This window comes from Salinispora pacifica DSM 45544, from assembly GCF_000378845.1.
Taxonomy (GTDB): domain Bacteria; phylum Actinomycetota; class Actinomycetes; order Mycobacteriales; family Micromonosporaceae; genus Micromonospora; species Micromonospora pacifica.
Genome location: NZ_KB905359.1, coordinates 3653360 through 3677421 on the forward strand (window position 1 = coordinate 3653360; position 24062 = coordinate 3677421).

General features: G+C 67.1%; 19 protein-coding genes and 2 pseudogenes. 10 read left to right on the forward strand and 11 right to left on the reverse strand.

The window, feature by feature from the left end:
• Nucleotides 1–4: 4 nt before the first annotated feature.
• Nucleotides 5–664 carry a class I SAM-dependent methyltransferase gene (locus SALPAC3_RS0116665; RefSeq protein WP_018222344.1) on the reverse strand — a complete coding sequence of 220 codons (660 nt, stop codon included), beginning with the start codon at nucleotides 662–664 and terminating at the stop codon, nucleotides 5–7.
• A gap of 272 nt (nucleotides 665–936) precedes the next feature.
• On the opposite strand from SALPAC3_RS0116665, the gene SALPAC3_RS0116670 reads away from it, so the two are divergent.
• Nucleotides 937–2538, forward strand: a complete 1602-nt coding sequence (locus SALPAC3_RS0116670; RefSeq protein WP_018222345.1) for an MFS transporter — start codon at nucleotides 937–939, stop codon at nucleotides 2536–2538.
• A gap of 81 nt (nucleotides 2539–2619) precedes the next feature.
• Nucleotides 2620–2913 carry a phosphotransferase gene (locus SALPAC3_RS27300; protein ID WP_232430518.1) on the forward strand — a complete coding sequence of 98 codons (294 nt, stop codon included), beginning with the start codon at nucleotides 2620–2622 and terminating at the stop codon, nucleotides 2911–2913.
• On the opposite strand, the gene SALPAC3_RS27305 is transcribed toward SALPAC3_RS27300, so the two are convergent.
• The 3 genes from SALPAC3_RS27305 to SALPAC3_RS0116685 all read right to left on the reverse strand — a co-directional run bounded on the left by SALPAC3_RS27305 (nucleotide 2846) and on the right by SALPAC3_RS0116685 (nucleotide 5256).
• Nucleotides 2846–3511, reverse strand: coding sequence for a GOLPH3/VPS74 family protein (locus SALPAC3_RS27305; RefSeq protein WP_157632331.1), 666 nt, complete (start codon nucleotides 3509–3511; stop codon nucleotides 2846–2848). The two genes, SALPAC3_RS27300 and SALPAC3_RS27305, sit on opposite strands and share 68 nt — an antisense overlap.
• 87 nt (nucleotides 3512–3598) lie before the next feature.
• Complete coding sequence (locus tag SALPAC3_RS0116680) at nucleotides 3599–4732, reverse strand: hypothetical protein (protein WP_018222347.1); 1134 nt, start codon at nucleotides 4730–4732, stop codon at nucleotides 3599–3601.
• Entirely contained in the window at nucleotides 4729–5256 is a 528-nt protein-coding gene (locus SALPAC3_RS0116685; RefSeq protein WP_018222348.1) for a SigE family RNA polymerase sigma factor, read from the reverse strand. Before SALPAC3_RS0116685 ends, SALPAC3_RS0116680 begins: the two co-directional genes overlap by 4 nt.
• Before the next feature lie 93 nt (nucleotides 5257–5349).
• On the opposite strand from SALPAC3_RS0116685, the pseudogene SALPAC3_RS25900 reads away from it, so the two are divergent.
• Nucleotides 5350–6360: pseudogene (locus SALPAC3_RS25900) on the forward strand (MFS transporter); the annotation flags it as partial.
• Between the two features lie 387 nt (nucleotides 6361–6747).
• Complete coding sequence (locus tag SALPAC3_RS0116695; RefSeq protein ID WP_018222350.1) at nucleotides 6748–7995, forward strand: MFS transporter; 1248 nt, start codon at nucleotides 6748–6750, stop codon at nucleotides 7993–7995.
• Between the two features lie 107 nt (nucleotides 7996–8102).
• Here the strand turns inward: SALPAC3_RS0116695 and SALPAC3_RS27310 are convergent, their stop codons facing one another.
• Together SALPAC3_RS27310 and SALPAC3_RS0116700 are read right to left on the reverse strand one after the other, a co-directional pair.
• Nucleotides 8103–8429, reverse strand: coding sequence for an MTH1187 family thiamine-binding protein (locus tag SALPAC3_RS27310; protein WP_018222351.1), 327 nt, complete (start codon nucleotides 8427–8429; stop codon nucleotides 8103–8105).
• Between the two features lie 207 nt (nucleotides 8430–8636).
• Nucleotides 8637–9341 carry a DUF4386 domain-containing protein gene (locus SALPAC3_RS0116700; protein WP_018222352.1) on the reverse strand — a complete coding sequence of 235 codons (705 nt, stop codon included), beginning with the start codon at nucleotides 9339–9341 and terminating at the stop codon, nucleotides 8637–8639.
• Between the two features lie 186 nt (nucleotides 9342–9527).
• Between SALPAC3_RS0116700 and SALPAC3_RS0116705 the strand changes: the two genes are divergently transcribed.
• The gene (locus tag SALPAC3_RS0116705; protein ID WP_018222353.1) at nucleotides 9528–12404 is read left to right on the forward strand and encodes an ATP-binding protein; all 2877 of its coding nucleotides are present in this window, start codon (nucleotides 9528–9530) and stop codon (nucleotides 12402–12404) included.
• Nucleotides 12405–12432: 28 nt separating this feature from the next.
• Entirely contained in the window at nucleotides 12433–12990 is a 558-nt protein-coding gene (locus SALPAC3_RS0116710) for an NUDIX hydrolase (protein WP_018222354.1), read from the forward strand.
• Between the two features lie 731 nt (nucleotides 12991–13721).
• On the opposite strand, the gene SALPAC3_RS0116715 is transcribed toward SALPAC3_RS0116710, so the two are convergent.
• On the reverse strand, nucleotides 13722–14153 hold the full coding sequence (locus SALPAC3_RS0116715; RefSeq protein WP_018222355.1) for a DUF2000 domain-containing protein: 432 nt from the start codon (nucleotides 14151–14153) through the stop codon (nucleotides 13722–13724).
• 6 nt (nucleotides 14154–14159) lie between these two features.
• Between SALPAC3_RS0116715 and SALPAC3_RS0116720 the strand changes: the two genes are divergently transcribed.
• Both SALPAC3_RS0116720 and SALPAC3_RS0116725 read left to right on the forward strand, forming a co-directional pair.
• Complete coding sequence (locus SALPAC3_RS0116720; protein WP_018222356.1) at nucleotides 14160–15005, forward strand: helix-turn-helix transcriptional regulator; 846 nt, start codon at nucleotides 14160–14162, stop codon at nucleotides 15003–15005.
• A 589-nt stretch (nucleotides 15006–15594) separates the two neighbouring features.
• Nucleotides 15595–18450: a M28 family peptidase gene (locus SALPAC3_RS0116725; protein ID WP_026185651.1), complete on the forward strand. Its 2856-nt coding sequence runs from the start codon at nucleotides 15595–15597 to the stop codon at nucleotides 18448–18450.
• A 324-nt stretch (nucleotides 18451–18774) separates the two neighbouring features.
• Here SALPAC3_RS0116725 and SALPAC3_RS0116730 read toward each other — a convergent pair whose 3' ends face one another.
• On the reverse strand, nucleotides 18775–19449 hold the full coding sequence (locus SALPAC3_RS0116730) for a response regulator transcription factor (protein WP_018222357.1): 675 nt from the start codon (nucleotides 19447–19449) through the stop codon (nucleotides 18775–18777).
• A gap of 795 nt (nucleotides 19450–20244) precedes the next feature.
• Between SALPAC3_RS0116730 and SALPAC3_RS0116740 the strand changes: the two genes are divergently transcribed.
• Entirely contained in the window at nucleotides 20245–20994 is a 750-nt protein-coding gene (locus SALPAC3_RS0116740) for a dienelactone hydrolase family protein (protein WP_026185652.1), read from the forward strand.
• A gap of 226 nt (nucleotides 20995–21220) precedes the next feature.
• Here SALPAC3_RS0116740 and SALPAC3_RS0116745 read toward each other — a convergent pair whose 3' ends face one another.
• From SALPAC3_RS0116745 to SALPAC3_RS29425, 3 genes and pseudogenes are all read right to left on the reverse strand, one after another.
• Complete coding sequence (locus SALPAC3_RS0116745; RefSeq protein ID WP_018222360.1) at nucleotides 21221–21610, reverse strand: GAP family protein; 390 nt, start codon at nucleotides 21608–21610, stop codon at nucleotides 21221–21223.
• Between the two features lie 749 nt (nucleotides 21611–22359).
• The gene (locus SALPAC3_RS28820) at nucleotides 22360–22677 is read right to left on the reverse strand and encodes a TetR-like C-terminal domain-containing protein (RefSeq protein WP_018222362.1); all 318 of its coding nucleotides are present in this window, start codon (nucleotides 22675–22677) and stop codon (nucleotides 22360–22362) included.
• Nucleotides 22678–22755: 78 nt separating this feature from the next.
• Nucleotides 22756–22944 (reverse strand): annotated as a pseudogene (locus SALPAC3_RS29425) (TetR/AcrR family transcriptional regulator); the annotation flags it as partial.
• 109 nt (nucleotides 22945–23053) lie between these two features.
• On the opposite strand from SALPAC3_RS29425, the gene SALPAC3_RS25905 reads away from it, so the two are divergent.
• Nucleotides 23054–24052 (forward strand): DsbA family protein, encoded by a 999-nt coding sequence (locus SALPAC3_RS25905; RefSeq protein WP_018222363.1) that lies wholly within the window; start codon nucleotides 23054–23056, stop codon nucleotides 24050–24052.
• Nucleotides 24053–24062 lie beyond the last annotated feature (10 nt).

A 24062-nucleotide genomic window follows, 5' to 3' on the forward strand; every position in this document is an offset into this window, starting at 1 on the left:
CGCCCTACGTGTTCGTGGAACTGCTCCTGCGAACCAGCAGGTACCCGTATGCGGGCTCTGCCTCTTCGGGCGGGGCGATGCCCTGGAACACCAGGGTGAATCCGGCGGTGGTGAAGCGCTCTTCCATCTCCCGGGCCGAGAGCCAGTACCGATCGAAGTCGACCCCGAGGCGCTCGACGGGGCTACCGGGAGCGTTACGATGCCCGGTCCCGTCGCCGCACTTGAACGCCGCCACCAGGTAGCCGCCCGACCGTACGACCCGGGCGAGCTCGGCGAAGGCCTTCGCCCGGGAGTCCGGTGCCAGGAAGATCAACGAATACCAGCACACCGCCCCGGCCAGCGACGCGTCGGCGAACGGTAGTTCCCGTAGATCGGCGACCTCGTACCTGAAACCCGGATGCTCCCGCCGCGCCACCGCCACCATTCCCGGCGACAGGTCCACCCCAGACGGCGACAGGCCCCGACCCGCGAGGTACGGAAGAAGTCGTCCGGTACCGCAACCGACGTCCGCGACCTCCGTACCCAGGGACAAGGTCAGCTCGGCGAACAGGTCGAGCATCGCCCGCTCGACCGGCATGCTCTCCAGGACCCCGACCAGGTTCTTCGCATACCACTCCGACAACACGTCATGTGCGTCCCGTAGCTCCTCGGTACCGGTGTCCATCCCGCTGGCCCTCCCCGCCATCGACCGTCAAGGCACCGAACCTACTCCAGGACCCCACCCCGCGAAGGCCACCAGCGCGCCGGTTCGCGGCTGTCGCTCGGCACCGCGCACGGTGCTGAGCATGCCCGCGGCCGTACCGGCGCACCGGCGGCCGCCCTTGCCCGGTCAGCCACCTTGACTTGAAGACCTCTTTAACTTCTAGGTTCGGTGGTGGTGATCGACGGAGTCGTACATCGATGACAAATCCCCGTTACCTCAATGGAAGGTGGGTCATGACGGCTCAGGAGTCGCAGCGAGCGGGGCGGCGAGAGTGGTGGGGTCTGGCTGCCCTGGCTCTGCCGACGCTGTTGGTGGCGATGGACCTCACGGTGCTGCACCTGGCGGTGCCGGCGCTCAGTGAAGCGCTCAAGCCGAGCAGTTCGGAGTTGCTCTGGATCACTGACGTCTACGGTTTCCTCATCGCCGGATTCCTGATCACGATGGGGTCGCTCGGCGATCGGATCGGTCGTCGACGGTTGTTGTTGATCGGCGCGTTCGGGTTCGGCATCGCGTCGTTGCTGGCGTCGTTCTCCACCACTCCGGAGATGCTGATCCTCACCCGGGCGCTACTCGGTGTCGCCGGGGCCACGCTGATGCCCTCAACCCTGTCGTTGATCCGCAGCATGTTTCAGATCCCGGCGCAGCGCGGAGTGGCGGTCGGTGTCTGGATGACCAGCTTTGTCACCGGGACCGCGATCGGGCCGCTGGTCGGTGGGATTCTCCTTGAGTCCTACTGGTGGGGTTCGGTGTTCCTGCTCGGCGTGCCGGTGATGGTGCTGTTGCTGATCATCGGTCCGGTGCTGCTCCCGGAGGTGGCGGATCCCGGAGCCGGCCGCCCGGATTTGCTCAGCGCCCTTGTCTCGCTGGTCACCATGCTGGCGGTGGTGTTCGGGTTCAAGCAGTTCGCCGAGGGGTCGAGCGGTCTACTGCCGTGGGCGTGCATGGCCCTGGGGGCCGGTCTCGGCTGGATCTTCGTTCGCCGGCAGCGGACTCTGCGGGATCCTTTGCTCGACCTGGCTCTGTTCACCCGCCGTACGTTCGGGGTGGCCGTCGCCGTGCAGACCCTGGCAGTATTCGCGATGGCGGGCGTGCAGTTCTTCGCGGGCCAGTACCTCCAACTCGTCCTCGGTATGTCCCCGCTACGAGCCGGACTCTGGTCCCTGCCGTGGACGCTGGTGGGCGTCACCGGGGCGATGCTGGCGCCGCTCGCCGTCCGCCGCCTGCCGCGTGCGGCAGTGCTGGCGGCTGGCCTGGCGCTCGGTGCGGTGGGGTTCGGCGCTCTGGCCGGAATCGGCTCGACCGTAGGGTTCACCTTGCTGGTGGTCGGCATGGTAACCGCATCCCTCGGCATCTCCGGTGCGATGACCCTCAGCACGGACCTGGTCGTCGGGGCGGCTCCCGAGGAACGCGCCGGTTCGGCGTCGGCCATTTCCGAGACCGGAAGCGAACTCGGTCTCGCCCTGGGCATCGCGGTGCTGGGGAGCGTCGGCGGTGTCATCTACCGCCAGGACCTGACCGGGTCCGCGCCCGTAACGACCCCGCCCGAGTCGATGGAGGTCGCGACGGAGACGCTGGGTGGGGCGGTCAGTGTGGCGGCCGAGCTTCCCGGCGGGCTTGGCGATGCCCTGCTCGCCGCTGCTCGGGAGGCGTTCACCACCGGGATGGCGGTGACATCGGTGATCAGTAGCGTGGTGCTGATCTCCCTGGCGGTCGCCGTCGGCATCCTGCTGCGCCGGGAACATCGAGACGGTGACCGGAAGCAGGAGGCCAACCAACGATTCAGTAGCGGACAAAGCCGCACGTCAGAGTCGGCAACCAAACTTCCGACGACGTAACTCCAAACAGGACTTGGGACGAGTCGGCGCGGACAGCGATCGACGCTCGTTGACGTCATCGATGCGCCCGGCGCGACGGAGGTGTGGAAGACCGCTCAGGAGAGCAGTTGGACCGGTTCACCGGTCTGGTATCACGGCGACATGAATGCCGCCAACCTGCTGGTGCAGGGCGGCTGGTTGAATGCGGTGATCGACTTCGGCGTCTGTGGAGTCGGGGACCCGGCGTGCGACCTGATGATCGCCTGGTCGTTTTTCCACGGCGACAGCCGTGCGGCCTTCCGGCGGGAAGTGAGCTGCTTTGGGTTGGCTAATCATTTAGGTTCGTGGCGATCTTGGCAACCGTCGGGCCCCAAGGCCCGGCACGCTTCTCGCTGATCAGTTCCGACAGTGCGCTGGCTGACCAGAATGAACGACGCATAGTGGTGAACTGGCGGTCCACGTCTTGAGCGGGTAAGTCAGGAACCAGGCCCGCGCCCCAGCCCAGCGCGCCGACCAGTGCACAGAGGCTCCCAGTTCTTTGATCGACATTTCCGGTGTCAAGTGCTGCGAGTCTGAGGCTTTGCCGAGCCTCGGTCAAGGAGGATTCACCCAGGGAGGTCACTCGATATCGGCCACCAGGAAGTAGGGAAAACCTCTTTCGGCTCGCTTGAATCAGTTGTTCATCTCGTGTCAGCTTAGCAATCACGCGGGTTTGGATATCCTTGGTCAAGCGAACAACCCAATGCCGCGGGGCGTGAGGTTTCCGGTCTTGCTCGACCTCGCGAAGTGCCGCATCGTTCAGAGGGTTACTGGTTGGCTCCGCGCTCCTGACCACGACGTTGCCCTGGACGTGGTCGAGTTTTTCGGCGACGGACAGGTCTGCCAGCAGCCCGGCTGCCAAGCCAAGATCAAGATACTCTGGTGGACCACGAAATGTGCCGTCTTCGCACAAGGCAAGTAATGCCAGTTCCTCAGTTAGCGAAAGTGCAGTCACCCAGCAATAATACCCCCAAGATTGGCAGTGGGTAATCACCAGTAGAAGTGCATCCCGTATTGCCGTCGGTCAGGTGTGGGAACGGATTCATTTTTGAGTGCTGGGTGCCCTGATGACCGCCTCTTGGGGCAGCGTGGTGACCTCCCGCAACTGTCCGTCCGGCTGGACGGCTATGAGCGTGGTTGCCTGCTGACCTGTCAGGGTCTCCACCTTGCCGAATAGGACATCGGATCCATCCGATCCGACCACGTACCAGTATTGGAACCGGTTGTCCCGGGACGGGATGTCCTGGCGGTCGGTAATCTCTCCGGCGGCGTTGACCCGCAGCACTGCCGTGGGGTCGGGCCCCTCGCCGGGATAGGTGGCGACGACCAGCGAGTATCCGCCGTCAACGGCGGGGTGCACGGCATCGTGCCACCCCAACGTCTCGGCGGTGTCGAGCCATCGGGTCGCGTCGACGTCAATCGTGCGTGCTGCCGTCCCGGTGCCGGCAGTGAGGGTGATTCGAGTGCTACGTTGCCGGCTCGGGCCGAGTAGGTCCGGAGTCGTGAGCACCTCACCGGTCGGCAGTAGCCCGACGATGAGGTCCTCCTCGGCGACGTCCACCGCTGTGCGGGTGCCGGTGCCGAGTTGCAGCACCGTGTACGTGTTGTCCTGCCCATCGTGGTAGTCGCCGAGCAGTATCCGGGACGAGTCCACCGACCAGGCCCAGACGCCAACCCGGCGCTGCGGTCCGGACGAAGCGACCGTCCAGACGTGGTCGCCGGTCAGGTCGCGGATCTTCATGTCTCGGCCCGCCGGGTAGCTGAGCCACCGGCCGTCCGGGGAGAGCGATGCGCCGATCGCGGTCATGCCGACATCGTCTGAGGGCACGAGGTGGTGGGCGCCGGTGGCCAGCACGATCTGGGTCGAGCAGTCCCGACACGGCGCGTACACCAATGTGGCGGCACCGACTGCGGTCGCGGGTAGGGGCGTTGCGGCCGCCGGTGCTTGGGCTGACGCGGTGACACCGGGTCCGAGGGGCTGCGTGGGTGCTGGGCCCGAATCTGGGCGTACCGCGAGGACGGTGCCGATGGTGATCGCGACCGTCAGCACCGCCGGCAGCACCAGGGCGCTGTTTCGCCGGCGGCGACGCGCGACAGCGATCGCCCGTTCCGGGTCGGCGTAGCTACCGGCCTCTTCGGCGAGCGTACGGTAGGCGCTACGGAAGTCCTCGGTCATTTCCTCGCCTCCGATGAGGGGTGCGAATCCAACAGGTGCGCAGGCTGTTTCCGGAGGCGTACGAGTGCGTCGTGCGCGTGTCGTTTGACCGTGCCCACCGAACACCGCAGTAGTCGAGCGGTTTCGACCTCCGACAGATCTTCGTAGTACCGCAGGTACAGCACTGCCCGTTGACGGGGCGGGAGCCAGGCCAGGAGGCGAGCGAGCGCGGCCTGTTGGGTCACGTGGTCGGCGACATCGGCCCCGCCCGACCGGTCCGGCACGCTGGCGCTTGGTAGCTCGATCGGGCGTCGCCGTCGATACCACGAACGGAGCTGGTTCACCATCGCCGTCCGGACGTAGGCCTCGGGGTGGCCGTCCCGCTCGATTCGGCGCCAGTGCCGCGCAGTCCTGGCCAGGGCCTCCTGCAGGAGGTCCTCGGCTGCCTGGTGGTCACCGGTCAGTAGGTAGGCGGCCCGGGAGAGAGCCTGTCCCCGCGACAGAACAAACTCCCGAAATCCCGCGTACTGCTCCTGACCCGACATCTCCGCCCCCTGACCCGCATCCGCTACCTGTCTAACGCCGGTCGGCGGGAGGCGGGTTGAGTCGTTCGACTTCACGAATCGAATTCGGCGTGGGTGAGTGTCCTGGCCGCGACCGAGGCGCTGCTGTCCCTGTTGTGCCGGCCGGCCGCCGGGGTCCTGGCCGATCGCTTCGACCGGGCGCGGGTGGCCGCGGTCGGTGCGATCCTCTTCGGGCTTTCACTCTTCGGGTACGCGCTTGCAAACAACCCTGGCGTGGCGTTCGGCGCTGCTGTCTGCAACGGAATCGGTGGCGGGCTGTTCTGGGTGGCGCTGCGGGCGCGCGTCGGTGAGCACTTGCGCGACGATGCGGCGGTCTTCAGTCGGCTGTTGGCGGCCGAGGGGACCGGCATCGGGACCGGCTTCCTCATCGCGCTGACACTCCTCGACAACGACCGGTGCCAGCTGGTCTTTGCCACCGCCGGGGCCGCCTGCCTACTGGCCGCGGTGCTGCTCCTGTCCAGCCCGACGCAGACCGGCGGGCGGTCGCGCACCCAGGCCGACCTGCGACAGGTCACCCGCCGGCTGCGCCCACTGCTCGTGGTGGTGGCGGTCACCGCCACCGTCGAGTTCGGAGTGTCCTTGCTGCTCTTGCTGCACCTACAGCGGGGCTTTGGTCTCACCGTCGGTCAGTTGGCACTGGTATTTCTGCCCGGTTTCGTCATCCTCACCGCGCTGCCGCTGCGCCTGTACGCAGTCGTACGGCGGATCGGACGCGCGGCAACCCTGACCTCCTCGCTGGTTGCCAGCGCCGTCGTCGCCGTCGGGTTGGCCCTCGTGGCCAACTCGGTCGTCATCGGAGCACTGTGGGCAATCTCCGCTGCCTGCCTGGCGGCAGCGATCCCGGTGGAGCAGGTCGTCGCCGCGGAGGCCTCCGACGGCAGCCTCGGGTGCGAAATGGGCAGCTACCAGAGCGCGGCCCTGTTCGGCGCGGTCCTCGGCCCGCTGAGTGCCGGCGCGCTCTACCAGAGCGGCGGCTGGCGCGGGGCCTGCGTCGGCGCGGCCGTCGTGCTCCTGGCGGGAGCGGCGCTCGTCCCAGCCGCACTGCGCCGCGTCGGTCTACCGGACTGGCTGCTTTGACCAGCGGCGCACCGGCCGTCATGATCCCACCCCGGGGGGGGTCAACTCGGTGGTTGGGGTGGTGACATTCGTGCTCCTCGCCGGTCGCGGCGACCGGTCGAGGTAAGGGTTGCACCGGTCGTGCAAACCGGATGCCGCGGTCTTGCTCCGGGCCGTTCACGGCACGACAAACCTTGGGGCGCGAAACATGATGGCGCGTATCAACCCATCGCGTCTAAACTCGCGCGTCTGTGCGCTCGCCTCGGGGGAGGTATTGGTCGTTGCCTCGAAGCCTGCGGTGGTGGGCGTAGACGCCGATGTGGTCGGTGCCTGAGTCGAGTGAGTGAAGACTACCTGATGGGGCTACCGGCGATACCGGGGAAAGGGTAGGTGGCTTTGCGCGCGTACCGCGAGCTGCTCGGCACGCCGGGTGCTGTCCGCTTCGTGTCCGCCGGCTTCGTCGGTCGGCTGCCCATGTCGATGCGCAGCCTCGGCTGCCTGCTCATGATCTCCATTCAAACCGACTCGTACGGCCTCGCCGGCGTGGTCACCGCGGCGCTCACGTTGGCGCAGGCGGTTGCCGCCCCGGCGTTGGGGCGGGCCGCCGACCAGGTCGGGCAGCGGATCGTCATCGCCGTCTCGGTGTTCGTACACGCCTTCGGGATGGTGGCGCTCGTCCTCCTGGCCAGCCGATTGGCCCCGGCGTGGACGTTGATCGGCTCCGCCGTGCTCGTGGGGGCGTCGGCCCTGCCGCTCGGCCCGTTGGTCCGGGCCCGGTGGACGGTACTCGTCGATTCGGCCCGGCTGCCGACGGCGTATGCTTTCGAATCCATCCTCGACGAGGTCGTCTACGTGGCCGGTCCGATGCTGGTCACCGCCTTGGCGGTGGGCTGGTTCCCGGCGGCCGGGCTGCTGTGCTCCCTGGCGCTCACCGTGCTCGGCTCGCTTGCGCTCGCCGTCCAGCGGCGTACCGAACCACCGCGGGCGCCTCAGCAACGGCGGGCGAGTGCGGTCCGGGCCCGGGGCATGGGGGTCCTGCTCACCATCTACGCCGGCCTCGGGGTGTTTCTCGGTGCGGTCGACGTCGCTGTGGTGTCGTTCAGTTCCGAGCGCGGCGCCACCGGTGCCGCGGGCGTGCTGCTCGCGCTGTTTGCGGTCGGCAGCCTCGTCGCCGGGCTGGTGTACGGGTCGGTGCCGATCGGCCGGATCACGTCCCTGCAACGCCTCGTGGGGTCGGCCGCCGCGCTGTGCGTCGTCGCCGTGCCGATGGTGTTCGCGGACACCGTGCCGGTGTTGGCCGTCGGCGTCGTGCTCGCGGGTGTCGCCGTGTCGCCGATCCTGATCTCCGGAAGTTCGCTGGCCGCATCACTGGTGCCCCGCGCCGCGCTGACTGAGGGGTTCGCCTGGCTGTCCAGCGCGGTGGCGGTCGGCCTGGCCGCCGGAGCTGCCGTCGGCGGCCAGGCGGTGGACGCGACCGACAGCACCACCGCGTTCCTGCTCGCGGTGGTTGGTGGCTTCATCGGGGCGCTCGCGGCTGTGCTCGGGCGCCATCGCCTCCGGCCCCGGTCAGCTCCGGTCCCCGGCGCCGGCCCGGTCGTGGCCGCTACCGTATCCACTTCGTTCCACAGTACTGATCGCCCGTGACCTGCCCGGCGCGGATTCCGCACCGGGCGGGTCACGACGAAATAGTCCGCCGGTGTTGCGTCGGCTGCGAGAAGGTACGGGTGCGGCGTCGAGTCGGAAGCTCTACATCAAGCTGAGGACTTTTCTTCGTGACCAGATGCAAGATACCGTTCGACGGCTTCCATCCTGGCCGTTATGGCGCTTGATTTATATTGGTGATAGTCCATCTTGATTACTGTGCTGACCCTCGGCGATCGCACTGCTACCGCATCGACCGCGTTTTTGATCACCTCGAACACCTGATCCCAGGTTTCGCCCTCGATCAGGGTGAACATCGCATCGGTGTGGTTCGGTAGACCCGACTCGCGGACCACGCGTACGGCTTCAGCCACAAGTTCACCGATGTCTTCGCCGACGCCGAGTGGAGTGACCGAGAACGCGACCAGAACGGGCATAGCTGCATCCTCCAAGATCTGGCGAGGCTGGCCTGCTCAGCCTATCTGCAGAGAGCCGGTGGTGAAGCTAAAGCGCAGACTGAATCCAGTGTTACTGGGGTGGATCCCGCGCTGGAGTATCCACCAGTCACCCCTCCCGGGGGGCGCTGGCTGGACCGAATCAAATTCGGCCAACCCCTGCGATCATGATTGAGTTGAGCTGCATGGTCATGCTGTTCTCACTTCGTCGCTCTCCTGCGCGCCAACGAAAGGCGAGCGGACGGGGTTCGTGGACCGTAGGCCCTTGATGAGGAGCCAGCCACCGGCAATGACTTCGAAGGCGAGCATCGGCAGCCACAGCAGTATCCCGGCGCCTTCGGCGGTGACGGCGCCGGCGGCACTTTGCACGGGGACGCTGACGGCGAGCAGCAGCGATGCGAGCAGGCCGAGGCTGGCCAGCGGTCGGGGGATCGCGCGGGACCGCAGCAGCAGGTAGGCGAACACGGCACTGCCGACGGCGAAGAAGCAGGCGCCGACGTTCGTGCTCCACGCAGCGATGTCGACCGTCGCCGCGCCCAGGTCCCGGGCGCTGTCCGTACGTTGCCGGCTGAGCGACAGGAGCAGCATGGCACCGAGGATCTGTACCGCGTAGAGTCCCGACTCCACCGCCCGGCAGGCCAGGGCGAAGGCGGCCAGAGACGGGTCCTGTCGCCGGGTGATGGCGTGCAGCATGGCGGCCAGGCCCAGCGTGGCGGTGCCGGCGACGGCCAGCAGCACGATGCTCAGCCGTAGCCCGGACGGGTCTGTGGCAATGTCGTCGAGCCGCTCCGCGATGCCGGCGCCGCTGCCGGCAGCAGCCGAACTTGCCAGGACGACCGCGATGACCAGTAGGAAAAGGGCACCGGCGAGGCGGGCAGCGGACCGTTCGGACATCGTTCCTCCAGCAGTATCGTGGCAACCCCGGGTCGGGCTGCGGCGGGTTCGAGCGGCGGGCGGCGACCTGCGTCCCGCGATCGAGGTGGACCGATCGTGCCGGGTAGACGTTGGGCCGGCGTTGTGCAGGCGTTGCGCAAATGTTGAGCTGCGGGTCGGGGCGGGGTATCGGACGCGGGAGTGGCTATGGCAGGGCCGGCGGTACGCATACGGTTGCTCGGTGGGGTCGAGGTGGTGGACGGGAACGGCGTCGCCGTCGACATCGGGGCGGGTAAGTGCCGTGCGCTGCTGGCGGCCCTGGCGTTGCAGCCCGGCGTGGCGGTTCCGGACTGGCGGCTGATCGATCTGCTGTGGGGCGAGCAACCACCCCGGACAGCCGTCCGAACCCTGCAGTCGTACATCGCTCGGCTACGGGGCGGTCTGGGCGCCACGAGGATTGTGCGCTCGGGTGCCGCGTACCGTCTCGATGTGCCCGCCGATGCGGTCGATGTGATCCGGTTCGGCCGGCGGGTCGAGGCCGGCGACCTCGCCGGTGCGCTCGCCGAGTGGACCGGCGATCCGCTGGCCGGGGTGCCGGTGCCCGGCCTGGCTGCGGCCGTGGACGGCCTGGTCGAGCGGTGGCTCGGCGCCGTCGAGGCCGATCTCGCCGCCCGGGTGGACGCGGACGCCGCAGCGACCGTGGGGCCGTTGACTGAGCTGAGCGCGCGGTATCCGTTCCGGGAGGGCATCTGGGCGCTGCTGATGACGGCGCTGTACCGGGTGGGCCGGCAGGCCGACGCGCTGGCCGCGTACCGCACTGCCCGGCAACGGCTGATCGAGCATCTGGGTGTGGAGCCCGGGCCGCGACTGCGCCGCCTGGAGGTGGCGATTCTCGGCCAGGACCACCGCATCGGCGGCGAGCAGCGGTCCGAGCCGGTCGACCGGCTGCCCCGGCGCGCCGTGCGACTGCTCGGCCGCGACGATGACCTTGACCGAATCGGCCAGGCGTTAGCCGAGAGCCCGGTGGTCACCCTGGTCGGGCCGGGTGGCATCGGCAAGACCGCGCTCGCTGTTGCGGCCGCCCAACGGGCCCGGTTCGAGCACGGTGCCTGGCTGGTCGACCTGACCGAGATCACGACCGATCAGGACGTTCCCCAAGCCGTCGCCGCGGCGGTGCGCGTCGAGGAGGGCCCAGGCCGATCGCTGAGTGAGTCCATTGTGCTGGCTCTGGGCTCACTCCGGGCGCTGCTCGTGCTCGACAACTGCGAACACGTCGTGGACGGCGCGGCCCGCCTGGCCCAGGCCGTCGCCGACGGCTGCCCGCAGGTGCGGGTGCTGGCCACCGCACGGGAACCGCTCGGTCTCAGCCACGGACTCGAACGGCTGTTCGCCGTGCCACCCTTGCCTGCGGCGGGGGCCGGCGCCGACCTGTTCGCCGAACGTGCGCACGCGTTGACCGCCGCGGTCACGACCGATGCCGTACGGGAGGTGATCGAGGAGATCTGCCGCTGCCTCGACGGGCTTCCCCTCGCCATCGAGCTGGCCGCCGCCCACACCGTCAGTCACACCCCGCAGGAGATCCGCGAGCGTCTCGACGATCAGCTCGGTTTACTGGTCGGCAGGCGGCGGACCGGGGCAGACCGGCACCGCACCATGCGCGCCACGATCCAGTGGTCTTACCGGCTGCTCACCGTGGCCGAACAGGACCTGCTGCAACGGCTGTCGGTGTGCTCCGGCCCCGTCGACCGGGCCGGAGCTGCGGCCGTTGCCGCCGGCAGCGGCTTGGACGTCAACGATGTGCTGCACCGCCTCGTGCAGCGCTCGATGGTCTCCGCCGAACCCGGCCCGTTCGGCCAGCAGTTCAGGTTGCTGGAACCAATCCGCCAGTTCGCCGCCGAACACCTCGCCGCGGGACCGGCGGAGGCACCCGCCCAGGCCGCGCACATCCGGTACGTGCGGGAACGGGTGACCTCGCTGCACGACCAGCTCACCGGACCGGCGGAAGTCCAGGGGGTCGCCCGGCTGGACGAGCTGTGGCCCAACCTTCGCGTAGCGGTGGACCGGGCCTTTGCCCGCGGCGACTACCGCCTCGCCCATGACCTGTTCCGGCCGATCTGCACCGAGGCCGCCCGACGGCACCGGCACGAAATCGGGCAGTGGGCGCAACGCCTCCTCGAACAGGCACCGCCCGAGGACCGGCCGCGGGACGTGGCCAGCCTGATCGCTGCCGCGTCCCGCTATCACGTCCGTCAGGATCCAGCCGGGTTCGACGCCCTGGTCCGGCAGCACTGCGAACCGGCCGACCCGGTAGCCCGGCACCTGCGGGCCAACGTCCACGACGACTACGCCGCGCAGATACACACGGCGCCGCCAGCGCTGGCCGAGCTGCGCCGGCTCGGCGCCGATGATCTCGCCGCGCAGGTCGAGGTCGACCTCGGCGTAGCGTTGGTCTTTCAGGGACAGTACGCACGCGGAGAGGCCCAGCTCACCCCGCTCGTCGACCGGTTCCGCAGCCACGGCCCACCCACCCTGCTGCACTGGACGCTGACGCTACTCGGCTTCTCCGCCGCCTTCCAAGGTCGACGGGCCGCCGCGGACACGTTGTTCGACCAGGCGATCGATGTGCCGCTGCCGGCACGCACCCACTCACCGAACCAGTCCGTGCGTGCCCAGGCGCTGTTCCGGCGCGGCGACCGCAGAGCCGCCTACCAGCTACTCCGTGCCCACGTCCAAGAACTGCTCGACGCGGACAACATGCACGCCTCCTGCGCTGTCCTGGTCGGCTTCGTCACGATGATGCCGGCAGTGGCACGCTTCGCCGACGGCGCCCGGATCCTGGCCTTCCTCGACACCACCGGCGCGCTCGACAACGCCGCCTGGGCGGCCATGGTCGCCGACGCCAGGGACAAGCTCGCCACCGTCACCCCCAGACCGAACGAATCTGCGATCGTCAATTACCGACAAGCCCTCGCCACGATCGGCGACACCCTCGACGACCTACTTGTTGAACAGAACCAGCCTCGCCGGGTGCTGAGGGCTGCACAACAGGTGGACCACTTCCCGGGCCCAGTCAGGGCTCTCTGACACACTGGTTTTTTTGCGGGGGTAATACATGCGCCACTCCACAACCGCGCCGATCGCGGCGCTCCTCGCCGGGTATCGGCCCCGGAACGCCACGGAGGCCTCCGACGTGGTGCGGCTTCTGGATCTCCTGACCTCTGGTGACCCGTGGTCGCGCGACCTGCCGCTGCATGTCACCGCCTCGGCGTTGGTGGTCCACCCGCCGACGCGGCGGGTCCTGCTGCGCTGGCACGCCCGGATGCAGTCCTGGCTGCAGATCGGCGGGCACGGCGATCCCGGTGAGTACGACCCGATCGACGTCGTGCTGCGCGAGGGACGGGAGGAGACCCACCTCGACGACCTGGTGTGCTGGCCGGATGCCGCGGTACGCCAGGTCGCGGTCCTGCCGGTGCCAGCCAGCCTGAACGAGCCCGCTCACGAGCACGCCGACCTGCGTTTCGTGCTGGCTACCGAGACACCTGAGCAAGCCCGACCGGAGAGGCCGACCGCCACGCTGCGTTGGCTGAGCCTGCCCGAGGCACATGCCAAGACCACCGAGCCGAACCTGCGCGAGTTACTCGCTCGCGTGGCGGATTTCTTCGACCAGTAAGGCCGCCAGCGGCGGCAACAAACGCTGCATCCGGTACGACCCTGCCGGCCAGCCAGTCCGACATCACCGGAAGAGGTAAGAAGATCTGGCTCGTTGAACAGACATTCAGCGTACGCGCTTTCCCGCCCGGAAGACCACGCGAGCCTGGATCATCGCAGTTATGTTCGTGACGGGATGGTTTTACCAATCCACATTATCGCGCCAGGTTGACCATGAAAAGGTGAGTTGCGGGAACGTGTTGAAACCAACCTTTACCCCTGGGTGTCGCCCACCCTGGACGGTGACTAGGGGAACGAGCGTTTCGGGCCTGCAACTCGACACGCATTGACCGGATTGGTCGAGCCATCGGGGTCATCTCGCTGACGGTCTTGGCCGTCACGCTGATGGCCGCGCGTACCCGGAGGACTTCCCAATAGGGTTCGAGCCGGCTCGCGCGGAGAGTCGTCGATGTGATGTGGAGGGTAGGCGGGGTGTGATCAAATCGAGTGTGTCGCTGGTGGACACGGACGGCTGCTACCACGGCCTGGTCGCCCTCGCCCACTCGGAGGCGCCACCCTCGCCCAGCAATCGCGGCTGCCGTCGGACTCCGCGACAAGGACCAGCCGGGTCCGCCATCACCAGCAGGTTGAACGCGTGGGAGGAAGCACCCTCGGCCATTTCTGGGAAGGTTCCGGGACAGGGACCGGCGGGGGTCGTTCCGCATGCGAGTTCGTCGAGGTTCGGCCGGCCGCTCAGTGATGCATGCTTGCCCCCTTGACTACCTTGTCCACCGCCTTGCGAGGGCCGTAGGTGGCCATCCCGACCAGGTCCAGTTGCTCGGTCCTGACAGCGCGGACAGCGGCCCGGTTGTCCCGGTCGTTGTTCGTGGCGATCAGGTCGGAGGTGAAGATCGACACCGGCAGGTTACGGCCGATCGCCCGGGAACGTGCCGCCTGGAGCAGTTCCCTGCCACCCATGAACACCAGTACGGGCTGCCGGAACATCGACAGGTACTGCACGTCGCCGGCGTCCTCGTACGGCTGGCCGATCACCTCGGGCGCCGCCGTGGCGATGCCACTGACCAGGAACGCCGTGATGTTCAGGCGCTGCCACGTGAGCAGGTCGTCGCGCAGGAGAACGGCGATCTTGGTGTCGAAGCGTACGGGTGTGGTGTCAGATCGCATGATCCGATGATCGGTCGTGCCGGGCCTGCGGTCTTGTACGATTTTGACGTGTCGGTGACCAGCGCTGGCGCGGCGGGCATGGCGATCTCTGCGTGGCGTCCGCGACTGGGCGGTGTGGTGGAGGTGCTGCATGCCCATCTCACCGGTCACGCCTATCCGATGCACGCGCACGACACCTGGACCGTGCTGATCGTCGACGACGGCGCCGTGCGGTACGACCTCGACAAGCACGAGCGCGGCGCGTTCGGCGACCTGGTCACACTGCTCCCGCCGTACGTACCGCACAACGGTGCCGCCGCCCACCCGCACGGCTTGCGCAAGCGTGTGTTCTACCTGGAGCCGGATCGGCTGCCCACCAGCCTGATCGGGGCTGCTGTGGACAATTCGGCGTTTATCGATCGCGTGCTGCGTTGCCGGATCTCAGCCCTGCACGCGGTGATCGGGCAGGCCGGCGAAGAATTCGAGGCCGAGACCCATCTCGCTGAGATCACCGAGCGGCTGCGCGCCCAGCTCGGCAACGCGGGCCTGCCCGAGCGACTCGACCGGACCCCGGCGTACCGGCTGCGGGACCTGTTGGAGGCGCACGTCGTGTCGGGCATCTCGCTCGACGAAGCGTCCCGCGTGCTGCACTTCCACCCCGCCTATCTGGTGCGGTCGTTCACCCGCGAGTTCGGCATGTCGCCGCACCGGTACCTGATCTCCCGCCGGGTCGACCTGGCCCGCCGGCTGATTCTGGCCGGGGAGCCGCCGGGGTCGGTCGCCGAGGCGAGCGGCTTCTACGACCAGCCGCACCTGAGCCGCCACTTCAAGCGGATCCTCGGCGTGAGTCCGAAGGCGTTCAGCAAGGGCTGAGCCGCCCGAGGCCGTAGAAGGGCAGCCGGACGAACTCGACGGCCGGCGCGGGTTTGCAATTACGTAACCACGTCAGTGGCTACTGGTCGGGGCCGTGCCCGGTGGCGCCTAGGGGAGGGGCGCTGGAACGCCGGGACGACCCACTCATCTCGGCGGCCGCACTGCGGCGGCGGGCGCGCTCTGTTTCGGGACTGCTGGCCAACCAACTGTTCTCCGATGGATGTGGCTGGTGGTGCAGGTCAGTTGGCGGAGGGCAGCGACCCTCGTGACCGGTGGTGTCGTCTGGTGTCGTCCTCCTGGGTGGTGAATCGATCGTGACCGCGAGGCCGCCCGTCAGTCCACCCGGAAATACCAGGGCCGGGATTATTTCGGGGGCTACACAGGAATAGATCCAGTAAACAGTTAGGAATCCTACCATCCGGATCCGTTACCCATGGATGTGGTCGTTACCGATTCGTTATCGGAGCTTCCGGTGCCCTTAAGCTCCTCCGGACCAGACTCTGCTCGGTCCAACAATAGAACGGAATCTTGGAGGGCGAAAACACTCGTGAAGCATGCGAAGAAACGCAAAAACACGCGGAAAAAAGCGCTGATCGCTGGCGCTATCGTGACGGTGCAGGCTGCTGCGGCGATCACGGCCCTCGGGTACACGTCTGTCAGCGAGCTGCCGGAGCTGGACGCGATCGAACGCCTGGCGGTCAGCACTGCCGCCGCCGATCAGTATGTCTCCGGTACCTCCACCGGGTTTGTGAAAGGTGAGGACGAGGAGTACAGCCGTCAGCAGGCGACCCCAGCCTCTCGCGGCCTGACGTACGTCACCTATTCCCGGACCTACAAGGGCCTGCCGGTATTCGTCGGGGGCGAGGCCGTGGTGGTGACCGACAGCAAAAGCACCGTCCGGAGCAGCACCGCAGGCTCCGGACCGCTGCAGGTCTCCACGTCGGCGAAGGTGAGCGCCAAGAAGGCCAAGGCGGTGGCGTTGGACAAGCACCCGGGCACCGTACAGGGCGAGCCGAAGCTGGGAGTGATCGCCGAAGGTGATGGCCGGCTCGTCTGGGAGGTCGTCGTGAGCGGCGACGGCGAGCACGGGCCGAGTGTGGCCCACGCATTCGTGGATGGGCAGACCGGCGCCTACGTTGGCTCCTGGGACGAGGTCGCACAAGGAACGGGCAACGGACACTACAACGGGGAGGTTCACCTCGACACCACCGGCAGCGCCGGTCGGTTCGAACTGCGTGATCCGACCCGTGGCAATATGCAAACGCTGAACGATACCGCGTCCGGCAGTCCATTCACTGACGCCGACGACGTGTGGGGCAACGGTGCCGGCTCTGACCTGGTCACCGGAGCAGTCGACACCCAGTATGCGGGCGCGGCGGTGTGGGACATGCTCGAGGAGAAGTTCTCGCGCAATGGCATCGATGACGCGGGAAGGACCGCGACCATGTTCGTCGGCCTTCCTGCTGCCAACGCCTACTACGCCTGCCGCGGCACCGGCGATGCGAGCCGTGACCAGACCAAGTACGGCCGCACCAGCGACGGGGCCCGCCAGGTCAACTCAGTAGACGTGGTCGCGCACGAGCTGGGCCACGGTATCTTCTGCCATACTCCCGGCGGTAGCCGTGGCATCACGAACGAGACCGGCGGGCTCAACGAGGGTACGGGCGACATCTTCGGCGCGCTCGCCGAACACTTCGTTGCCAACCCGAACGACCCACCCGACTACCTGGTCGGTGAGGAAGTCAAGCTCAACGGGCGTGGCCCAATTCGTACAATGTACGATCCATCCAAGAACGGTCACCCGAACTGTTGGTCGACCGCCATTCCACGAACTCCGGTGCACGCGGCAGCTGGACCGCTCAACCACTGGTTCTACCTTGCGGCAGAAGGCTCCAAGCCCTCGGGCAAGCCGGCCAGCCCCACCTGCAACGGCACTGACGTTACTGGCATCGGGCTGTGGCAGGCCGGTGAGATCTACTACCACGCGCTGCTGCGCAAGACCTCGGGCTGGACGTACACGCAGGCACGGAAGGCGACCCTGGACGCCACTCGGGAGCTGTACCCGAACAGCTGCACCGAGTTCGACGCGATCAAGGCAGCCTGGAACGCGGTGAGCGTCCCGGCGCAGGGTGACCCCACCTGCACCATCGGCACGCCAACGCCGACGGCCTCGCCGTCTACGCCCGGCCCCTCATCTTCGCCGACATCGCCGCCTACCGGAGAACCGGCGGAAGCGCCGGACATTGATGGCGCTAAGGTCGAGGCGCACCTCGAAGAGTTCAGCCGGATCGCCGCGGCGAATGGCGGTAGTCGGGCACACGGCACCGCGGGGTACCGGGCTTCGCTCGACTATGTGAAGGGCGAACTGGACGCCGCGGGCTACGAAACCCGGATCCAGCAGTTCCTGATCAACGGCAAGACCGGGTTCAACCTGATCGCCGACCTACCCGACCAAGGAGACCAGGACAAGGTGGTCATGCTCGGCGCGCACCTGGACAGCGTCGACAATGGGCCGGGCATTAACGATAACGGCAGTGGCTCTGCCGGCATCCTCGAGGTCGCGCTCACCTATGCCGCCAGCGGTGCGAAGGGTGACAAGGCGATTCGCTTCGGCTGGTGGGGGGCAGAGGAGGACGGACTGGTCGGGTCCATAGAGTACGTGCGGTCGTTGTCGGTCGCCGAAAGAGAGTCGATTACAGCATATTTGAACTTCGACATGATTGGTTCACCGAATCCGGGGTACTTTGTCTACAACGACGACGCCAAGGGTGATTTCATCACCGAGGTACTCGAGGAGGGCTTCGCTGCCGAGGATGTTCCGTCCGAGGGCGTCAGCCTTCGCGGCCGCTCGGATCATGCCCCCTTCATGGCGGCGGACATCCCCAGCGGCGGCACCGCCACGCTGAGCCTCGCGCCGGTGATGAGCCAAGCCCAGGCCGCGAAGTGGAACGGCAAGGCCGGGCAGCCGTTCGACCCCTGCTACCACAAAAACTGTGACACGGTGGAGAACATCAGCACCGTTGCCCTGGACAGGCACACAGATGTGGCCGCGTACGCCGCGTGGAAGTTGACCGGCGTAAAGGCGGCTGGCGGATCAGGGGGCTCTACGGAGGCCGCCAACGATACCCACTTCCCCATCCGTGACCGGTCGGTTATCGAGTCCCCAATTACGGTGCAGAGCGACGGACCTGCGCGGGCCGTTCGTGAGGTGAAAATCGATATCGAGCACTCCTACCGCGGGAACCTGGAGATCCATCTGCTGGCACCTGACGGCACCGAATACCTCATCAAGCGTCCGAGTCGTCTCGACAGGGCGGATGATGTCAAGCTGACAAAGTCGATCGACTCGTCGGCGGAGATGACCGATGGAACCTGGAGGCTGCGGGTACGCGACCTGCACAATGGCGGCACTGGCACCCTCCGTTCCTGGAGCCTGATCTTCTAGGTCCGGATCGAGAGGTTGGCTCGATGGGGGCGGTTCCGTACGGAGCCGCCCCCATTCATTAACAGCCCCCTTGCGGGGTTGCTATTGACGTGGACCAGCCAACGGATAGGAGCCACCTTGTTGATCGACCTCGGCCGGGGCGGATGTATCTCCATCTCCAGCCGCGATGAGACAGCCTTGGCTGTCGCCCACTCCCACGGGTAGTCCCACTCCCAGACCAGTCGGGATGGTTCGGTTTTGACTACAGCCAGTGCGATGACGAGCGAGTAGGTCGCGGCACCGTCACCGGTGGGGGCGTGCGGGCCCCGCGCGGTGCGCGGTAACTCAACCGGCATCCTCCGGTGCGCACAGGCGGATTCCCACTCCGCGCACCGTGTGTAGATAGCGTGGCATAGACGCACTTTCGCCGAGCTTGCGGCGGAGCCAGGTGACGTGCACATCGACGGTTTCGAGCGAGCGGCCCTCCGAGCGCCAGACGTGGTCGAACAGTTGGCGCCGGGTGACCACCTTCCCTGCCCGTTGCGCGAGGTACGTGAGCAGGTCGAACTCGAGGCGGGAGAGCTGCAGGCGTACTCCGTCGAGCGATGCGATCCGCGCCTCGGCGTCTAGGTGAAGGCCACCGATCGTCAGTACGGTCGCAGCCTGCCCGGCTCCACGGCGTAGCACCGCCGCGATCCGTGCCTCCAACTGCTCGACGGAGTACGGTTTGACCACGTAGTCGTCGGCGCCCGCGCGAAGCAGGCGGATGATTTCGCTCTCTGTGTCGCGCGCAGTTGCGACGACAACCGGCACCGCGGAATCGGCCCGGATGAGGCTCAGTACCGTCGCGCCATCGAGGTCCGGCAGGTGGAGGTCCAAGATCACGACATCGGACTGCCTGCTCGCCAGTTCCCGAAGCCCGTCAAGAGCGGTCCCACACGGCCGTACGACGTGGCCTGTTGCCGAAAGTGAGTTGTCGATCGCCTCTCGGATATTCCGATCGTCCTCGATTACCAGCACATGAGCCACTAATGTAACATCCATCGCTATGAAGAATTATGATTAAAGACTAGTTCGGAGTGTGTCAGGGCGTCAACTTCGATAGTCCGCCATCACTTGGCAAAGCAGCGTAATGATAGCCCAAGTGGTAGGGCCGGCCAAGCGTCCAGCGTAGCAGGGTCGGGAGTGGACGCTCCGGGTATAGTGTGTGACCCTTAGGCTTCGATCACTACGTAGACCGGGTTCCCGAAAATGTCGGCAGTGCGCACAGTGACCAAGCCATCGCGATGTGATTAGGGCGTGCGGCCACCGCGGTCCCTGGTCCGGCCTGGAAACGGCGCAGTTGCGGCGACGGCGCCAAGGAGCCCCGCCTGTTCGACTGGGCCGTGGCCACCCTGCCCGACACCGACACCGACACCGACACCGATACCGACACCACCGACCACGGATGCACCCCCGCTGGCTGCTCACTCGCCGGTCGACCACCGACCCCACCGAGCATGCCTGCCACCTGTGCTATCGACCGGCCTTACCCCAGCGACGAGGAAATCATCCGCGTGGCCGGTGCCCGATGGGCCGTCGAGGAGTGTGTCCAGACCGGCGGGGTGCTGTCACTCGAGGCATGCCGGGGAGGCTGGCGCTACAGATCTTGAACGATCAGGTTGTGCGAGGGTCAGTCCGGTGTGAGCGAGTAGGTCGGTGGGTAGCCCTGACTGCAGGTGCTGGCATGAACCGCGACAGCCTACGCCGTCGGCTGATCTGCCAGCGGCGAAACATCCGCCTGGCCGGGCGCGACGATCGCTATAGTCCGGCTTCATGACGTCCATCACGACGAGAACGGTGGAGTACCTGGCCGACGACCTGACGATGATCGGGCACCTCGCCCTGCCCGCCGGCGTCGACCGCCGGCCAGCGGTCCTGGTCGGACCCGAGGGGCCGGGGCTCAACGACTTTCAGCGTCGCCGGGCCGACGCCCTCGCGGAGTTGGGGTACGTGGCGCTGGCCTTCGACATTCACGGCGGACGTTGGTTCACCGACCCCCAGGAGATGCTGGCGCGCCTGACGCCGCTGCTCGCTCACTCCGACCGGATGCGGGGCATCGGCCACGCTGCGCTTGACGTGCTGTGCGCCGAACCACGGACCGACCCGGACCGGATCGCCGCCATCGGCTACGGCATCGGGGGAGCAATCGTGCTGGAACTCGGTCGCGACGCGGCCAACCTGCGCGGGATCGGAACGATTAACGCAATGACCACAGGCCGGCCGGGCGAGGCGGCACACATTCGCTGCCCGGTCTGGGTCGGGGTCGGGTCAGAAGACCCGATTGTATCGCCGGCCCAACGGGATGCGTTCACCGCCGAGATGCAGGCCGCGGACGTCGATTGGCGCCTTGTTGTCTACGGCGGCGCCCTGCACGCCTTCCACCACCCACCGATGGGGGCTGACCAGAGCGTGCTCCCCGGCGTCGGCTACCACCAGCGGCACGCGCAGCGGGCCTGGCTCGACATCGTGGACCTGCTGGCAGAGTGCCTTAAAGTACCGGAAGACGTTGGTCTGCGTCACTAGCGCCACCAAGGCCACTGTGATGTGGATGACTTTGGCGCGCGCCCCGCCTCGGTCACGGCGACGGCCCCGATGTGGGTGAGGGAACCTGTGCTGTGGAGAAGCAGGAGCGGTAGCGAAATGACGGTGAGCCGGAAAACACTGCCGACACCAGCGAGGCGGTCCACCAGCCGGCATAGTCGCGGTTTCGCCACAGTGGCGTGAGCTGGCTGGATCGAACCGTCCCATGTCACTTCGGCGGTGTGCCGCCGCCGATGTCACCCAGGCCGAAGTCCACCACCAGATATGCAGCGCCGTTTCGCGCCAGCAGGAATCCGGCGATACCGACCAGTGTCAGCCATGATCTGCGGGAGTTTGACAGCTTGTCGAGCCAGCATTGAAGACGCTCACGTTGCCGTTCGCGGAGGATGATCGCGACGAAGACGATCGCGACTGTGGGCAGGACGGCGCCGATGTTGTAGGCGATCAGCAGGGACAGCCACTGCGGCGTCGTGAAGTCACCACCCGCGAGGATGCTGACGGCACCGAAGTAGGGCAGGGCGGTGAGGAACTCGGCCAGGGTCACACTGAGGGCGAGTCCGATGACGGTCGGAATGCGCTGGGAGGTGGGGCGTCGCACCGGCTCCGCCGGCTTCTTGGACCAGCCTCCGGGTGATGCTGTAGGTGAGCAGGGAAACGCCGGCGACGACCTTGCGGGTGCCGAAAACCTCGTCCGTCCTGGTCACGACCCCGTTCTTGATCACTGAGTTCAGAATTCGGCTGTAGCCGCGAACACGCTCGATTGAACGTGGCGGGGGAATCGACGTTCAACGGTGCGCGAAAGGTGTCCTGTTGTGTTGCTTCGACTGGTCTATCTTGGTGTGACCGACGCACTCGTGCCTGCGGATGCTGCCGATGAGCGACCGGGACAAGGATGCCGAGATCCTCGCGCTATGCCACCAGGTCATGGTCCTCGAACGTCAGCTGCACGGCGAACGGGTGCGGTTCACCCGGGCTGACCGGGCCTGGCTGGCCGCTGGGCTGCACTGGCTGCCCCACGCAACGTCCTGCGTGACCTGCGGCTGCTGGTCCGCCCGGAGACCGTGCTGCGCTGGCACCGTGACCAGATCGCCCGCCGGCACGCCAAGATCTCCCGACCTCAGCGGGCCGGCCGGCCACGAACCGTGCGGTCAATCCGCCGGATGGTGCTACGCCTGGCCCGCGAAAACACCAACTGGGGGTACCGCCAGGAATCCGACACCGTAACTTCCCGCCGCGAGGTGGCTCACTGTACTCGGTACGAGCGCTTTCCGGAGTTGCGGTCCGGCGGCAAGGGCCGGCGGTGTCGTAGCGCCTTGTCCGGAGGGCTTGACCGACTGCTCCCACTGCCTAAGACATGCTGTTGATCACCTTCCAGGTGGAACTGGCGACCTTGGCTGCGGGTGGGCTCATGTTCTGGTTCAGCCAGTGACTGACCACGCCGAGCAGGGCACCGCTGAGAAAGGCGGCACGTAGGTCGTGTGGGGCGCCGACTGGGTCCTCCTGCTCGGGCAGGTGGCGGCGGACATGCTCCCCAACGACGCTCTGGAGGTGGTACACCAGTTTGCCGCTGCCGTTGGGGCCGAGAATTCGCCTGAACAGCGCGGCGTGCTCCTCGAACTCGCGGAACAGGCTGACCAGTTGGTCGGGCGGGGCGGTCACCTTCATGCCAGGGCGTGACGGGCAGCATTGGGCGGCTAACTCCGCGATCCTCGACATCCACGACTCCAGTGCTGCCACCAAGAGACTATCCCGATCGGTACAGTGCAGATAGACGGTGGCCCGGTTGACTCCCGCCCGGTTGGCGACGTCAGACACAGTGATCGAGCTGAGGTCCCGTTGGCTGGCGAGGTCGAGTACGGCCGCCGTCAACTGCCGACGCGTGCTTTCCGCCCGAGGGTCTGGCTTGCTCCGTGTAGTACTCTTCCTGACCATTTGAGGCCTCCAGATTTGGCGACACCTGTCGACTAAAAGACACTTGTCGCATAGGCTACCGACGTTGACGGCTACAGGAAACGTCCAAACGGCAGCAGGGAGGTGTCAGATGCGCGTCCAGGTCTGGTCGGACGTCATCTGCCCGTGGTGTTACCTCGGCAAGCGACGGCTGGTGAGGGCAATCAAGCAGTGGGAGGCGGAAGGGGGGGAGCCGGTCGAGGTTGTCTATCGGCCGATCCAACTCGTGCCGGACGCCCCGCGGCACACCCTGCCGCTGTCAGAAGAGGAGCGTCGGTCGTACGGCGTGCACAGCGCCGACCAGGTGGGCGGCTACATCGCCGAGGTCGCTGCCGACTCCGGGGATGAGTTCACCTGGCGTCCATCCTGGAAGCCCAACACCTTCGACGCCCATCGTCTGCTCGCATATGCCCTCGAGGAGGGCGGCTGGCGCTGCCAGGGCAGACTCAAGGAGGGGCTGCTGCGCGCCCACTTCCTGCGCGGCGAGGATGTCAGCAGGCACGCCGTTCTCGAGGCGGCCGCGGCCGAGGCCGGGCTGTCCGGGGCGGCCCAGGTGCTCGGCTCGGGCCGCTACATCGGCCGGGTGCGGACATGGCTGACGATCGGTGCGCTTTCCGGCGTCAAGGTCGCGCCGACGTTCGTCGCGGCCAACCATGCCCTGCCCGGGGCTCAGCCGGTGGCGGCATTGATCTCCCTGCTTGGGTCTGCCCGCGACGGTGACGACACCGAGGGATCGCCGGTCCGCGCGTACCGCCTGGCCGAAGGGCTGCTGGCGGTGAACGACCCGCTCGGGGCGTTGCACATCCTTGAACCCGCGCTAGAAGAGCACGGTGACGAGAGCAGCCTGCAGCTATTGGCGGCCCGGTCCTACTTCGGCTCCTGCCAACTTGGGCAGGCCCGTGAGGTGCTGGAGCACCTCGTCGACCGGAACCCCACCGACGACTACGCTCGCTTCCTGCTCGGTCGCACGATGGAGCGTGTCAATGACCGTTCGGAGGCACTACGCCACTTCCGGGTCGCCATGGCGTTGTCGCCATCTCCGGAGTATGCGCAGGCCGTGGCCCGGGTCACCACCCGGATCGGTGCCTGAGACCTTACCG

Bases quoted from the DNA above. Each gene is read 5' to 3' on its own strand.
- SALPAC3_RS0116665 (WP_018222344.1), bottom strand. From the start codon at position 664: ATGGACACCGGTACCGAGGAGCTACGGGACGCACATGACGTGTTGTCG.
- SALPAC3_RS0116670 (WP_018222345.1), top strand. From the start codon at position 937: ATGACGGCTCAGGAGTCGCAGCGAGCGGGGCGGCGAGAGTGGTGGGGT.
- SALPAC3_RS0116680 (WP_018222347.1), bottom strand. From the start codon at position 4,732: ATGACCGAGGACTTCCGTAGCGCCTACCGTACGCTCGCCGAAGAGGCC.
- SALPAC3_RS0116685 (WP_018222348.1), bottom strand. From the start codon at position 5,256: ATGTCGGGTCAGGAGCAGTACGCGGGATTTCGGGAGTTTGTTCTGTCG.
- SALPAC3_RS27310 (WP_018222351.1), bottom strand. From the start codon at position 8,429: ATGCCCGTTCTGGTCGCGTTCTCGGTCACTCCACTCGGCGTCGGCGAA.
- SALPAC3_RS0116700 (WP_018222352.1), bottom strand. From the start codon at position 9,341: ATGTCCGAACGGTCCGCTGCCCGCCTCGCCGGTGCCCTTTTCCTACTG.
- SALPAC3_RS0116705 (WP_018222353.1), top strand. From the start codon at position 9,528: ATGGCAGGGCCGGCGGTACGCATACGGTTGCTCGGTGGGGTCGAGGTG.
- SALPAC3_RS0116710 (WP_018222354.1), top strand. From the start codon at position 12,433: ATGCGCCACTCCACAACCGCGCCGATCGCGGCGCTCCTCGCCGGGTAT.
- SALPAC3_RS0116715 (WP_018222355.1), bottom strand. From the start codon at position 14,153: ATGCGATCTGACACCACACCCGTACGCTTCGACACCAAGATCGCCGTT.
- SALPAC3_RS0116720 (WP_018222356.1), top strand. From the start codon at position 14,160: ATGATCGGTCGTGCCGGGCCTGCGGTCTTGTACGATTTTGACGTGTCG.
- SALPAC3_RS0116740 (WP_026185652.1), top strand. From the start codon at position 20,245: ATGACGTCCATCACGACGAGAACGGTGGAGTACCTGGCCGACGACCTG.
- SALPAC3_RS28820 (WP_018222362.1), bottom strand. From the start codon at position 22,677: ATGAAGGTGACCGCCCCGCCCGACCAACTGGTCAGCCTGTTCCGCGAG.
- SALPAC3_RS25905 (WP_018222363.1), top strand. From the start codon at position 23,054: ATGCGCGTCCAGGTCTGGTCGGACGTCATCTGCCCGTGGTGTTACCTC.